This window comes from Alteromonas sp. WD8-37 (assembly GCF_055326825.1).
Genome location: NZ_JBUZOV010000002.1, coordinates 18,465 through 32,673, shown reverse-complemented (window position 1 = coordinate 32,673; position 14,209 = coordinate 18,465). Strand labels below are relative to the sequence as shown.

Annotated in this window: 12 protein-coding genes; 9 read left to right on the top strand and 3 right to left on the bottom strand. The window is 57.5% G+C overall.

The features are described 5' to 3' along the window. Positions 1 to 49: 49 nt before the first annotated feature. From ACTUJZ_RS05470 to ACTUJZ_RS05450, 5 genes are all read left to right on the top strand, one after another. Positions 50 to 844: a glycosyltransferase family 2 protein gene (locus tag ACTUJZ_RS05470; RefSeq protein ID WP_463635280.1), complete on the top strand. Its 795-nt coding sequence runs from the start codon at positions 50 to 52 to the stop codon at positions 842 to 844. Beyond that, positions 841 to 1,596, top strand: coding sequence for a glycosyltransferase family 2 protein (locus tag ACTUJZ_RS05465; protein ID WP_463635279.1), 756 nt, complete (start codon positions 841 to 843; stop codon positions 1,594 to 1,596). The genes ACTUJZ_RS05470 and ACTUJZ_RS05465 overlap by 4 nt, the downstream gene beginning before the upstream one ends. Before the next feature lie 138 nt (positions 1,597 to 1,734). Next, positions 1,735 to 2,229, top strand: coding sequence for a hypothetical protein (locus ACTUJZ_RS05460; RefSeq protein ID WP_463635278.1), 495 nt, complete (start codon positions 1,735 to 1,737; stop codon positions 2,227 to 2,229). A gap of 174 nt (positions 2,230 to 2,403) precedes the next feature. Continuing rightward, complete coding sequence (locus ACTUJZ_RS05455; protein ID WP_463635277.1) at positions 2,404 to 2,760, top strand: hypothetical protein; 357 nt, start codon at positions 2,404 to 2,406, stop codon at positions 2,758 to 2,760. A gap of 181 nt (positions 2,761 to 2,941) precedes the next feature. Beyond that, the gene (locus ACTUJZ_RS05450) at positions 2,942 to 3,589 is read left to right on the top strand and encodes a YitT family protein (RefSeq protein ID WP_463635276.1); all 648 of its coding nucleotides are present in this window, start codon (positions 2,942 to 2,944) and stop codon (positions 3,587 to 3,589) included. Between the two features lie 324 nt (positions 3,590 to 3,913). Here the strand turns inward: ACTUJZ_RS05450 and ACTUJZ_RS05445 are convergent, their stop codons facing one another. Both ACTUJZ_RS05445 and alr read right to left on the bottom strand, forming a co-directional pair. Beyond that, on the bottom strand, positions 3,914 to 4,693 hold the full coding sequence (locus tag ACTUJZ_RS05445) for a ZIP family metal transporter (RefSeq protein WP_463635275.1): 780 nt from the start codon (positions 4,691 to 4,693) through the stop codon (positions 3,914 to 3,916). A gap of 48 nt (positions 4,694 to 4,741) precedes the next feature. After that, complete coding sequence (gene alr / locus ACTUJZ_RS05440; RefSeq protein WP_463635274.1) at positions 4,742 to 5,815, bottom strand: alanine racemase; 1,074 nt, start codon at positions 5,813 to 5,815, stop codon at positions 4,742 to 4,744. A 158-nt stretch (positions 5,816 to 5,973) separates the two neighbouring features. Here alr and murQ point away from each other — a divergent pair, with 158 nt between their 5' ends. The 4 genes from murQ to ACTUJZ_RS05420 all read left to right on the top strand — a co-directional run bounded on the left by murQ (position 5,974) and on the right by ACTUJZ_RS05420 (position 12,290). After that, positions 5,974 to 6,906, top strand: coding sequence for an N-acetylmuramic acid 6-phosphate etherase (gene murQ, locus ACTUJZ_RS05435; RefSeq protein ID WP_463635273.1), 933 nt, complete (start codon positions 5,974 to 5,976; stop codon positions 6,904 to 6,906). Between the two features lie 3 nt (positions 6,907 to 6,909). Further along, positions 6,910 to 8,091, top strand: a complete 1,182-nt coding sequence (locus ACTUJZ_RS05430; RefSeq protein ID WP_463635272.1) for an exo-beta-N-acetylmuramidase NamZ family protein — start codon at positions 6,910 to 6,912, stop codon at positions 8,089 to 8,091. A gap of 67 nt (positions 8,092 to 8,158) precedes the next feature. Further along, entirely contained in the window at positions 8,159 to 10,933 is a 2,775-nt protein-coding gene (locus ACTUJZ_RS05425) for an FAD-binding and (Fe-S)-binding domain-containing protein (protein WP_463635271.1), read from the top strand. Next, positions 10,926 to 12,290 carry a M14 family zinc carboxypeptidase gene (locus tag ACTUJZ_RS05420; RefSeq protein ID WP_463635270.1) on the top strand — a complete coding sequence of 455 codons (1,365 nt, stop codon included), beginning with the start codon at positions 10,926 to 10,928 and terminating at the stop codon, positions 12,288 to 12,290. The genes ACTUJZ_RS05425 and ACTUJZ_RS05420 overlap by 8 nt, the downstream gene beginning before the upstream one ends. Here the strand turns inward: ACTUJZ_RS05420 and ACTUJZ_RS05415 are convergent. Then, positions 12,256 to 14,193: a glycoside hydrolase family 3 N-terminal domain-containing protein gene (locus ACTUJZ_RS05415; RefSeq protein ID WP_463635269.1), complete on the bottom strand. Its 1,938-nt coding sequence runs from the start codon at positions 14,191 to 14,193 to the stop codon at positions 12,256 to 12,258. The two genes, ACTUJZ_RS05420 and ACTUJZ_RS05415, sit on opposite strands and share 35 nt — an antisense overlap. Positions 14,194 to 14,209: the final 16 nt, after the last annotated feature.

Sequence of the window (14,209 nt, the reverse complement as noted above, 5' to 3'; positions counted from 1 at the left end):
CCAATCCGGGCTGCTGTTTGGCGGTGGCTCTGCTGCACACTGAACCAACATGACACGACGCCCTCTTTCTTGTTTTTTGATTGTACGTAACGAAGCTGACCGTATCGAAGCCTGCCTGGAAGGGCTGGCCGGCTGGGTCGATCAGCTGGTGATCCTGGACTCGGGCAGTACCGATGGTACCGCCGAATTGTGTCGCCGCTTCACCGATGAAGTGTATGTGACAGACTGGCCAGGCTATGGCCCACAGCGCAACCGGGCATTAAAAAAATGCCGGCATGAGTGGGTGTTAAATCTGGATGCCGATGAAAATATCACTCAGGCGCTTAAAGATGAGATTGATGCTGTGCTGAGCGAGCCCGAGCTGGATTGCAATATCATCCGCCTGCCCTGGCAAACCTTTTTGTTTGGCAAACCGCTCAACCATGGCCGTTATTCGACCCCGCAAGGCAAATTGTTTTTAAACCGCGACGGTGCGCAGTTTAAAAACTCGCAGGTGCACGAAGTGTTGCAAATTGCCAATCCCAAGGTCCGCACTCTCAGCCAGCCCTTACAGCATTTTAGCTGGCGTACCTACCAGCATTTGCAGGAAAAGCATTTAAAATATGCCTGCATTCTGGCGGCGGAAAAATACGCCCGTGGTAAACGCAGCTCGCTGGCGTATGCCTGCCTGCGCTTTGGCACTGACTTTTTACAGCAGTATCTGTTGCGCGGCGGCTTTTTGGACGGCCGCCAGGGGTTTTTTATGGCTGTGGTGCTAGGCCAATATGCCTTTCACAAATACGCCGCCTTGCACGCGCTTAGTCTGCAGGGCGTGCCGACCGGTCAAGAGTCTTCCAAGTCATGAGCACGCCGGTCAGTGTTTTTTTAGTCACCTGCAACGAGGCAGACCATCTGCCTGATGTGCTGGCGTCGGTGCAGCAGTTCGATGAAATCATTGTGGTGGATTCCGGCTCCACCGATGACACAGTGGCCATTGCCAAGCGTCATGGCGCCCGGGTGATTCATCAACCCTGGCTCGGCTTTGCCCGGCAAAAAGCGTTTGCCATGGAGCAGTGCTCCAATGAGTGGTGCTTTAACTTAGATGGCGATGAAATAGTGCCAGCAGCGGTGGCTAGAGCCATTCAGACAGCGGTGGATGATGGCCAGGCGGCTGGCTTGCGGGTGTATTTTGACGATCTGTTTATGGGGGGGAGGATGCACCCGGCCTCACACAAACGCTCGATTGTGCGAGTATTCAAAAAAAGTCTGACCCGCTATCCCACCGACCGCCTGGTGCATGAAAATGTTACAGTGGACGGCCCGGTGCAAAAGATCCCCGGCTGCATTGTGCATCATGGCTATGATGATCTGGCCACCTACATGCAAAAACAAAATAGCTATTCGTCGCTGGGCGCCCAACAAAAATTTGACCAGGGTAAACGCGCCTCGCTGGTTAAGCTGTACACAGTGTTCCCGCTGATGTGGTTTAAAGAATATGTGTTGCGCAAGCGCTTTTTATCCGGCCATCGCGGCCTGGTACAAGCCACGGTTGATGCCATGTATGCATTTTTAAAAACTGCCAAGCTGTACGAGCTGCACCGCCGCCGGTCAAAATAATCGCACGGTAAAAACTTGGTCTAAAGTACAGTATCCGGCGCCAGGTCAACAGGTTACTGTATCAGTGTCTTAAGGGTAGCAGTGGCTAGAGTCGAGGCCAACAGTGTGCATATGCCGCCCTGCGCCAGGGAGCAGAGCATGACACAGACTACCTTTTTCACCCAATCTACCCAGCTGTGCGGGACCCTGCAGCGACAGCGTCCGTATCTGGTGGCCCTGCTCACCGTGGGGCTATTGTGTTGCGGGCTGGCTAGCCCCTGGTGCGCTGCGCTGCTGTTAGTGGGTTTTGCCTACGGCCTGGTCAGCCGGCAGATGGCCGGCCCCGGTCCCGAAAGCCGTCAGAACAGTCCCTGGAATCATCTGGCGATGAGCAAAGGCAGGCTACGCGTTAGTCAGGTCGATATCCCTATTCCTGCCATCCAGCAAGTGGTGATGTGTCGTGACGCAGGAGTGTTAATGGTGCACCATACCGCCCATGGCATCACCGCCTTACCTTGCTTACGCTTTGACCCGGTGTATGCGCCAGCTGTAGAAGCGTTTTTCAGCCTGCGCCTGGCTGATATCCCGTTTACCTGCCAGCCCACTGCGGCTAGTGCCGAACCTGCCGCCCAGCTGTGCCAGGTGGCCGCCTGATCGCGCTAATTTTTTAGCCACGCTGCGCGCCTTTTATCGCTATTAGACCAAAGCGGTATATTCAGGTCGCCACATCTTGTATATAATTTGTTAACGCGCATTATGAGAATGTGCTGGCGCACTTGTGGTAATACAAAGGCGCAGGGTTTTCTTCACGATGAAGAGGACAAGCCTATGTCTGTCTATTTAAGTATCAGTTGTAGTGTTTTTTGCCTGTACATTCTGATTAACCTGTGGGCGATGCGCTCGACCCGCCTGAACCAGCCGGCTTACGTGTTAACCGACCTGGATCGGTTTGTGGGTGTGCGGCACAACAGTTTATCCCGGCTGTCGTCCGGGTTTGCCACCCTGGTGCCCAAACAGCATATTTGTCGCATTCAGGTATCCACCGAATGTCTGACTTTGTTTACCGAAGCCAATGACAGTGTGGAAATTTGGCTAACCCGGCGTTATCTATCCTCCAACGCCAGTTACGCCCAGGCGCTGTTTCCTCAAGCCGAGTTTATCGGCGATGTACTGGTAGACGCTTAGCCTCCGAAATCGGTCATTTTCACATTCTGGCTACAGTTACGTAACCGCACCATCATAACTTGTAAAGTTAACCTACCGGTGCGGTGGATTGCACCATTTTGAACATCGCCGGGCAGGCTCACATACCCTGGCCAGTCACGTATAATTGCCGCCGATTTGCTCAACTTCGGTATCTAGTCATATGCAGAAAACACATCATGGTTTTGTTGAAGACCTTTTTGCGCTTGTCTGCGCAGGACTATTTGTGGCCTTTGGCGTGCACCTGTTTCAGGCCCAGGACCTGATGGTTGGCGGCGCAGCCGGGCTGGCGTTGTTAGGCACGCATGTGTTTGACCTGGAATTCGGGCAGTTGTTTTTTATCATCAACCTGCCGTTTTACGCGCTGGCCTGGACGCAAATTGGTAAGCGCTTCACCATCAACACCTTTATTTCGGTGACCACGGTGTCGGTGTTATCCGACCTGGTGCCCCGCTATGTGGATATCTCCCAGGTCAATCCGTTATTTGCCGCAGTATTTGGCGGCATGCTGATTGGTGTGGGCATGCTTATCATGTTTCGGCATACCTCCAGCCTTGGCGGAGTGGGCATTCTGGCGTTTTTTCTTCAGGCCAAATACAACCTCAAAGCCGGAACCTTTCAGCTGAGCGTAGACACCACTATCCTGCTGGCAGCCTTGCTGTTTATCGACTGGCATCTGGTGGTGATTTCAGTGCTGGCGGCGGTGTGCCTGAATATGGTGTTATCGTTAAATCATCGCCCCGACCGCTACGGGCCTAAAGCGCCGGCGGAATCGGTCTCGATGCCAGATAATGCGCAGCCGCAAAATTAAGCGGCTATATTCATCAATACAAAAAGCTGCCTGCGGGCAGTTTTTTTATGCGCAAAAATGAAAAACCCGGCCGAAGCCGGGAAGGAATATGAGGATGATTGGGGGCTGATATTCGAAACAGGAAACTGTCTTGCAGATGCAACACTGTGAAAACCACAGAATGAACGGTTATCCTTGATGACTTTTAGCATCCTTACCAAAGCCAGCGTGCCCGAGGCACCACAATCATCTTTACTATACCCAAGGACAGGCTGAAGCGCCCTTATCCTTTTGGCTAATTTTCAGTCGGTTAGCTTTAAACGGTGAATTTACCGATCCGGTGCGCTACAGCGCGTTATCCAGCACCATCATGCCGATAAAGCCGCCCAATAAGGTAAAGGTAGCCAGGTTTTGATTGCCGTTGTTATGCGTTTCGGGAATGATTTCATCACTGATGATAAACAGCATGGCGCCGGCAGCAAATGCCAGTGCCCAGGGCATAATCACCGCTGCGCTGGATACCGCCACGGCGCCTAATAAGCCGCCCACTGGCTCCACCAGCCCTGACGCGATCCCTACCCCGGCCGAGCGACCGGCAGAATAGCCGACCGACATCAGGGCCACCGCCACCGCCAGGCCTTCGGGAATATTTTGCAGACCGATACCAATAGCCAGGGTCACGCCATTTTTTACTTCGCCGCCGGCAAAGCCCACGCCTACCGCCAGTCCTTCAGGAAAATTATGCAAGGTAATGGCGGTGACAAACAGCCAGATACGGCCCAGCTTGTAAGTATCGCCGCCTTCACGGCCGGATAAAAAATGCTCGTGGGGCACATACTGGTGAATGGCAAATAAGATAGCCGCGCCTAAAAAGGTCCCGCCGGCTACCGCCAGCGCACCGCCCAGTGAAGATTGATAATCATTGGCCGCATGTTCCAGAGCAGGCAGCAACAGCGAAAAAAAGGTGGCGGCTAACATAATGCCGGCGGCCAGGCTTAATAAGCCATCTTCCATCTGCCGGGATAAACGGCGAATGGCAAACACGCCCAATGAGCCCACCGCCGTGCCCAGGCTGGCACACAGGCTGGCGATAAAGCCCATCGAGATAATGTCACTTGGTTGCATAACAGCCCAATATCAAACAAATAGATACCGGCCAGCGTGCCAGCCGGATTACCGGTAGCGTACAACCCGAGGTACCCGCGGCGAAACCCGGGTCATTAATTCATAAGAAATGGTCTGGGCATGGCCGGCCACTTCATCAATGGGCAGTTGCTCCCCCCACAACTCCACGCTATCGCCGATGGCCACCTGCGGCACATCAGTTACATCCACCGTGAGCATGTCCATCGACACCCGCCCGGCCAGCGGTGCGCGCTGACCACGGATAACTACCGGGGTGCCATTGCCGCAATGGCGCGGGTAGCCATCTGCATAGCCTATCCCCACGGTAGCAATTAACGAGGGGCGCTGCGCCTGCCAGGCCTGGCCATAGCCCACCGCGCCGCCCACTGGCACCTGACGCAGTCCAATGACAGCGGCTCGTAAGGTCATGGCCGGTTGCAATTCAATGGTGTGTGCCTGTTGCAGCGGGTTGCTGCCGAACATGCCCAGCCCCACCCGGTTCCAGCGCCCATGGGTTTGCGGCCAGCCTAAAGCCGCCGGTGAATTGGCCACGCTGACCGGCAAGCCAGTGCTATCCACCAGCGCAGCGAAGCGGCTTAATTGCTCACTCGTCATGGCATGGCTGGGGTCATCGGCGCATGCCATGTGAGTAACCAGCACACAATCCTGACCAAACAGATCCTGATTGTCTGCCCACACCTGCCGGGCAGCATCCGGGCTAAAGCCCAATCGATGCATACCGGTATCCACTTTAAGCCACAAGGTTGGCGGTGTAGCGGCACATTGCCGGCGCACCCACGCCAGCTGACTGGCATCGTGGAGCACTAAAATCAGGTGTTGCTGACGCGCCAGCAGGCATTCATGTTCCTGATGTGGACCTTCCAGCACCACAATGGGCTCGGTGACGCCGGCTTCGCGCAATTTGACCGCTTCTTCGGTAATGGCCACCGCAAACGCCGGTGCCCGGCCGCGCAGAATGCGCGCCACATTCACCGCGCCATGGCCATAGGCATCGGCTTTAACCACCGCCATGGTCTGGCTGTGCGGCGCCAGTTGCTGCAACTGGGTAAAATTATGAAGTATGGCGTCAGCGTGAATGATTGCCTGTGTTTGTCTGCTCACCGTAACCTGCATCTGGCTCATTGATGGCGCTCATAGTAGCATGATTCGACGGTTCAGGGAGGCCCTGGCTGCCGGCAATCCGCGCCCCTCTTGCAACCCGAGCGCGGGCAGCGGATACTGCCGCTACCTGATTACCCACAACCCGATGAGCCTTGCTTATGCCCACCACTTCTTCCGACCTGCTTAGCCAGCTCGACACCATTATTTCAGAAGGACGCAACCCGGATACCCTGCATATCGATGAGGGTTCGGCGTTGGATATTGTCACCTTGCTTAACGCCGAGGATCACAAAGTGGCGCCGGCCATTGCCGCCATTCTGCCGCAGGTAGCAGCCGCGGTGGATGTGATTGTGGCGCGGTTAGAACGCGGCGGCCGGCTGATTTATACCGGCGCCGGTACCAGCGGCCGGTTAGGGATCTTAGATGCTGCTGAATGCCGGCCCACCTTTTCGGTGCCCGATGGGCTGGTGGTGGGCCTGATTGCCGGTGGCCGCACTGCCATTGAACATGCGGTGGAAGGCGCCGAAGATAATGAACAGCAAGGCGCAGCAGATCTTGATGCCATTGCGCTGCAGCCGGACGATGTGGTGGTGGGCCTGACTGCCAGCGGCCGCACTCCTTATGTGTGCGGTGCGCTTAGCCACGCTCGCCAGCACGGTGCGGCTACTATCGCCATTGCCTGCACGCCCGACTCGCCAGTGTTCACCGACGCGCAGCTGGCGCTGTGCCCGGTGGTGGGCCCTGAAGCCTTGACCGGGTCCACCCGCTTAAAAGCCGGTACCGCGCAAAAACTGCTATTAAATATGCTGTCCACCGCTACCATGATCCGTTTGGGCAAAACCTATCAAAATCTGATGGTGGATGTGCAGGCCAGCAATCAAAAACTAAAAGCCCGGGCGCTGCGTATTGTGATGCAGGCCACCGGCTGTGGCCGCGAACAGGCTGAGCAGGCTTTGCACGCAGCCGGTCAGCAAACTAAGGCGGCCATCTTGATGCTGCTGACCCACAGCAGCGCCGAGGAGGCCCAGGCTATTTTAGACGCCAGCGCCGGCCGGTTAAGCCCGGCACTGGCCCGCCATCAACCGGAGTGATCTATGCGACCTCAGCGTTTTTCTTTGTGCGGATTTTTGATGCTGCTATTGGTGGGCATCACCGCCAGCCTGCCTTCCCCAGCCGGCGCAGTGACCGTGGGTGCCGAGCAACCAGAGCAATACCTGCCACTACTTCAAAATAAACGGGTGGCGCTGGTGGTCAATCACACCTCCCGGGTGGGTGAGCAACATCTGGTGGACTTTTTACTGGCCGAAGAAATCAATGTGATCAAGGTGATGGCGCCGGAACACGGTTTTCGTGGCAAACTGGGAGCCGGCCAGGCGGTGATAGATAATATCGATACCCAGACCGGTTTGCCGGTGGTGTCACTGTACGGCCCGCATAAAAAACCGTCGGCGGATATGCTCAGCGATGTAGATACTATCGTGTTTGATATCCAGGATGTGGGCGCCCGCTTTTATACCTATATCAGTACCCTGCATTATGTGCTTGAAGCTGCCGCCGAACGGGACACGGCGGTGGTGGTACTGGATCGGCCCAACCCGAATGGGGCCTATGTAGCCGGGCCGGTGCGCCAGCCAGGTTTTGAATCGTTTGTGGGGGTGGATCCCATTCCCTTGTTGCACGGTATGACGGTGGCCGAGCTGGCTTTGATGATGCGCGGAGAAGGCTGGATCAACGCCGCCGATGAGCTGGATCTGACAACCATCACCATGCCCGGGTACACCCGCACCCAGCCGTATGCGCTGCCTATCGACCCCAGCCCCAATTTACCCAACGCCACCGCGGTGCGCTTGTACCCGTCTTTGTGCCTGTTTGAAGCCACCACCGTCAGTGTCGGACGTGGTACGCCCTACCCGTTTCAACTACTGGGCCATCCTGAGATCCGACTGGGGGATTTAACCCTTACCCCGGCCCCCACCGAGGGTGCGCCAGATCCCAAACTGGCCGGTCAGGAGCTGATGGCGCTGGATTTACGCAACAGTGCTATCCAAGGGTTCGACTTGCGACCGCTCTACCAGGTATATGCCCAGTTTGCCGCCAATGATACCGCGCTAATCACTCGGCCGGACTTTTTTGACAAGCTGGCCGGAACCGATGCTATTCGCAAAGCCCTGCAAAATGGCACTGATTTGGCCACCCTGAAAGCCAGCTGGCAACCCGGCTTAGCCGCGTTTAAACAGCAGCGCCGGCCGTATCTGTTGTACCCGGACACCGAATAAAAACGGTTGCCTGCGCAGCAAAAGTTTCTTTAAATGGTCACATCATAACAGTCGGGATGTTAAGTACGTGGCACCAACCTATTCTGTCGGGGAGCACTGGGCAGCCTTTAGTGAGCAGCTCACCGCCATACTGCGCCATGAGCAGATCGTCGATGATTTGCCCCGCCGGCTGGCCTACAGCACCGATGCCAGCTTTTATCATCTGACCCCACGCCGGGTGCTGGTACTCGATTCCCTTTCCCAGGTCTGCCAGGTATTGCAGCTGGCCTGCCGCTTTTTGGTGCCGGTCACTTTTCGTGCTGCCGGCACCAGCTTGTCCGGCCAGGCGGTCAGCGATTCGGTGCTGATTTTATTGTCTCATCACTGGCGAAAAGCCACCGTGCTGGACAACGGCCAGCGTATTGCTATGCAGCCAGGGCTGATTGGTGCGCAGGCCAACCGTTTGCTGGCCCCGTATCAGCGCAAAATTGGCCCGGATCCGGCGTCTATCAATACCTGCAAAATCGGTGGGATCGTGGCCAATAATGCCTCGGGCATGTGCTGTGGGGTGCGCCACAACAGCTATCATACGCTGGCGGCCATGCAGTTTGTGCTGGCCGACGGCACCCTGGTGGATACCCGCCAGCCCGCCTCGGTAGCCAATTTTTATGCCCAACACCGGGATTTAATACGTAATCTGCAAAAATTACGCGATTCTGTGCGGGCTGATGCTGCACTGTGCGCGCATATCCGTCATCAGTTCCGGCTTAAAAATACCATGGGCTATGGTCTGCAGGCGCTGCTGGATTTTGATGAGCCGGTAGACATTATCAGTCATCTGCTGGTGGGCTCAGAAGGAACCTTAGGCTTTATCGGCGAAGTGGTGCTTAACACGGTGCCGGTGCCCGCCCATCGCGCCACCGGGCTGTTTTTGTTTGATAGTGCTGATGCCGCCTGTGCTGTGCTCGATACGCTGGCCAGCCAGGGTGCTCAGGCCATTGAACTGATGGACAGCCGGGCCTTGCGCGCGGTGCAACCGCTGCTGCATGATTACACGCAGCAGCCTATCACCGATACGGCGGTGGCCTTGCTGGTGGAAATCAGCGCCGAGGGTGGCCGGCAGCTGTCTAGCCAGTCACAGCAGCTTACCGATTTGTTAACCGACTCCCCCACCTGCCAGGCGCTGCAGCCTTTTAGCCACGATGCTGACGTGGTTGAACATCTGTGGGCTATTCGCAAGGGGCTGTTTCCGGCAGTGGGCGCAGTACGCGAAGCCGGCACAACCGTGATCATCGAAGATGTGGCCTTTGACCGGCCCGATCTGGCCAGCGGCATCGCTGCGCTCACCCGCTTACTGCAAACCCATGGCTATCACGAAGCGATCATTTTTGGCCATGCACTGGACGGCAATCTACATTTTGTGTTTACCCAGGCGTTTACCCAGCCAGCCGATATTCAGCGCTACGCACAGTTTATGCAGGCGGTCAGCACGCTGGTCAGCGATGAGCTCAACGGCACCTTAAAAGCCGAACACGGAACCGGCCGCAACATGGCGCCCTTTTTAGAGCAACAATGGGGCAAACCGGCGGTAGCCATCATGAAACGGCTTAAACAAATGCTCGACCCGGCCGACATTCTTAATCCCGGCGTGATCCTTAACGCCGATCCGCAGACACATCTGTCCCATCTTAAGCATCTGCCGGCGGTGGACCCCATGGTGGATGCCTGCATCGAATGCGGCTTTTGTGAACCGGCCTGCCCGTCACGGGATTTGACCCTGACCCCGCGCCAGCGCATTGCTTTGCAGCGGCGTGCGGTGAGCCTGACCGCGCCGCAGCGGGCGCGTATCGAGGATGATTTTGCCTATCTGGGTGACGAGTCCTGCGCGGCCACCGGCATGTGCGCCAGCCGCTGCCCGGTAAATATCGACACCGGGGCGTGGATCAAAGCCCGCCGGGCGCGCCGTCAGCCTCAGGCGCGGCAGTGGGCCAGCCAGCATATTGCCGGCAGTCTGGCCATCGGCCGCTGGGCGGTACGCGCCGGCCATACGGTGAAGCAACTTACCCCCAGCCGCTGGCAGCCACAGCTTCCAGCGCCTCTGGCTGTGCTGCCGCCACCAGCCCCAGCACGGCCGGCACCCAGCCAGCTTTTTACCGACAAAGTGGTGTATCTAGTGGGCTGCCCCAATCGCATGCTGGGCAATAACGCCTTACCGCCGCTAACCCAGGCGGTGGTGTCGGTGTGTAATAAGGCCGGTATCGAAGTGGTGTATCCGGATAATCAATCGGCGCTGTGCTGCGGCCAGCCATTTGCCAGCCAGGGCAACCTGGCGGCGCATCAGCGATGTCAGCAGGATGTGCGTGCTGCACTGACCGCGGCCAGTGAGCAGGGGCGCTGGCCAGTGGTGGCCGATACCAGTGCCTGCGCCCTGGCACTGCAGGGCAGCAGTTCGCCGGCGGTGCAGGAGCTAAGCAGCTTTTTATTGCACACTGTTTTGCCGCGGCTGGCCATCACCCCGGCCAGGGAACCGGTGGCATTACATATCACCTGTGCCAGCCAGCGTAGCGGCCAGGCGCCAGCGCTGCTGCAACTGGCCCGGCAGCTGGCTAAGCAAGTGGTGGTGCCGGACGATATTGCCTGTTGCGGCTTTGCCGGAGATAAAGGCTTTACTCTGCCTGAGCTGAATCAAGCGGCGCTACATGGTCTGGCAGAACAGCTGCCGGCCGAGTGTCGCCGCGGGTTTAGTACCAGCCGCACCTGCGAACTGGGCCTATCCCGCGCTGCCGGCATTCCTTACAACCATATTGTTTACCTGATGAATGAGGTAAGTAAGCCTTTACCCACAAAGCAAGCACATGACTGATTATCTAACCGCGCTGCAGCACCATTATGCACACTATCGCTGGCCGGAACTGGATAAGCCGACGCTCCAGTATGCTGATATTGAGCCGGTGCTGGCCCGGCTGAGTCAGTGTGATGCGATGCAGATGACGCTGGTGGGCCACTCGCATCAGGGCCGGCCTATTCATTGTTTAAGTATCGGCCACGGCCCGCGTTGCCTGTTTGGCTGGACCCAAATGCACGGTGATGAGCCCACCACCACCGCGGCGGTGCTGGACTGGCTGCATCTGCTGGCCAGCCAGCCTGGTGAAGTGGCCCCGGCCGGCTGGCAAACCCAGTGCAAAATCGTGATGCTGGTAATGCTCAACCCCGACGGCGCGGCTGCGCACACCCGCGAAAATGCCCAGGGCATTGATATCAACCGCGATGCCCGCGCGGTACAAAGCCCCGAAGCGGCCATCTTATGGCAACAATTCAAGCGTCATCGCCCCCAGCTGGCGTTTAACCTGCATGACCAGAGCCGCTATTACCGGGCCGGCGCGTACAGCAAAGCGCCCTCGACCCTGGCGTTTTATGCGCCACCAGCAAATGACGCCCACACAGCCACCGCCCATGAACACCATGCCCAGCAGCTCATTGCAGCACTGGCTGAAACACTGCGTAACCATTTTGATGCGGCGCTGGCCCGCTATGTGGATAGCTATTCAGCGCGCTGTTTTGGTGACCAGTGTGCCGCTCTGTGCCCCACCATTTTAATAGAATGTGGCGCTGCCTATAATGATCCGGCCCGATGCACCGCCCGTCAGATGGCTGTCACTGCTTTACACCGCGCCTTACTGGCATTGCTACCGGGTGCTGCCGCGCTGCCCCCGGTCAGCGGGTATACCGCGCTGCCGCCCAATATCGAAAATGGTCTTTACGATGTATTGCTGCGCCATGTGGCAGTAGAGGATGACGGCGCACGCTGGTTTGCCGATATTGGCATCAACACCCAGGCCGACTGGCCGCAGATTATGGCGCTGGGAGATTTACAGGAGCAAGGCGGCTTTATCGATCTGGATGGCCAGGGCGAGCAGTTGTTGGTGCGACGCGGGCATCAGGTGCAACAGCCTGAAACCCTGACCACCGCCAGCTATCTGGCCTATCTGCGCCAGGGGATCAGTTATTTTATAGATAGTGAGAACTTACTTACCATCGAGACTGACTGGCCGGTGCTGCAACTCAGTACGCCGCTGGCAAATACGCTTCTGCCCGCCACCCCCGCAGTTTTTGTGATGGCCCGCGCTCAGCAACCAAGCCGGGCAGTATTGGGAACCACGGTGGTGGACCTTGTACAGGGGCAGCTTAGCGCGCCAGACTCACCGGTGCCGCGCCGGTAAGCGCCTGCCTGCCTAATAACGCATCGGCCAGCGCTTCGTACACCGCGCCACTGGCCTGGCCGCGTTCATTGACTGTCACATTATAGCCAAAGGTGGCCAGGCTAAGTGTACTCACGGGTGCAAAATCCGCTGCAGCATACGGTGCCCGCATTGCCACAAATACCCCGGTCGCGCCCTGTTGCCGGGCATGCCGCAGCAGGCGCCGGGCATAGGCCTGGCTCTCGCTGACCGACAGCCGCCCGGAAACTTCTTTGTTACTGTCCAACCCGCCCATTTCTGCCACACTGTGCTGCGGGCTGATATCGCCTATGATCACCACATCCTGTGCATCCAGCGCTGGCAGCGCGGTGGCCGGCAGGCTGGTTAGCGCATGACACTGTATTGGCAGCTTGGGCTGTCGCTGTAACACCGCCTGAACAAATGCGTCGCAGCGCGCTGTATCCGGCATCAGTACCTGCCAGCGCCCGGCGGTGTTAAGGGGTATGGTGTCTGGGGTAGTCTTGACTGCGGTTAGCGCAGCCCGGGCCAGGGCCTGCTCGATTTTGGCATCCGCCGGGCGGGGCAATACCGCGGCCTGGCTTAACCGGGTAGATAATGTTTCATTCACCCACTGGCCAATCTTAAACTGTGCCTTGGTGCGCGCGATGCGGGCCAGTGAGGCTTGAGTGGCTGCCGGGTCAAGTTCTCCACTGTCCAGTTTTGCCGCCAGCCGCTTTATTACCGCTGTCAGTGCCTCAATATCAGCCGGGGTGCGCACTGGCATCGGCATCAGCGCCAAATCCGCGCCGGCAGAAAACGTTTGGGTCAGGGCCTGCTCAGGGGTAAAAAACTGTGCAATCCCCGCCATGTCCATGGCATCGGTGACCACCAGGCCGGTATAGCCGAGCTGCTCACGCAGTACGCCGGTCAGAATCGGCTGTGACAGCGTCGCCGGTACAATGATTTGCTCACCATCGCGGCTGGTCAGGGTGCTGTCATCCAGCGCCGGATACTGAATATGCGCGGTCATTACCATCGCCGGCGGGGTCTCACTGGCCAGAATTTGTTTAAACGGCAACAACTCTACCTGCTCGATGCGTTCTTGCGCGTGGGTCACCACCGGTAAGCCGCTGTGGCTGTCCACATGGGTATCACCATGGCCGGGAAAATGTTTGATGGCGCTTAAAATGCCATGTTGCTGCATCTGTGCCACGGTCAGCTGGCCAAGTTCAGCTACCAGCGCCGGCGACTCGCCATAGCTGCGCACATTGATCACCGGGTTGGCCGGGTTGCTGTTGATATCCACTGAGGGGGCGAAATTGGTATTAAAGCCCAGCAGTTTCAGGGCACTGGCGGTGCGCCCGGCCACCTGGCGGGCAAAATAGGCCTGCCGGGCTGGTGCGCTGGCGCCAATGGCCATGTTGCCCACAAAACGGCTGGTAATGCTATCAGGCAGGCGTGCCACCCGGCCGCCTTCCTGGTCGATGGCGATAAACAGCGGCGGCCGGCCATTGCCTGCCATGGCTTGTTGCATCGCATAGTTTAAGCTCAGCACCTGTTCGCGAGATTCGATATTCTGGCCAAATAAAATGACCCCGCCAATCTGGTAGTCCTGTAACAGCGTTTTGAGCTGGTCGGGTAAGGTAGTGACCGGGGTGCGACAGGCGGCCGAAGAGGTGCCCTGGGCACAAAAATAACGAAAGTCCAGGATCAACTTCTGACCAATCTGCTGGGCGGGTGTGGGGCTTTGCGCCTGCGTCACACCGGTAATCAGCATCAATAAACAAAAAAACACAGTACGCACAATAGAGGCTCCGGCAACAGCATTGCGGCCAATCTTACGCAAGCCGCGCGTTAAAAGAAATACAGCCTGACCGGCAAACCGCCTACAGTCATCGCGAAATGGCACCGGCTCGGGTATCATACCGCCTTCGTTTTGG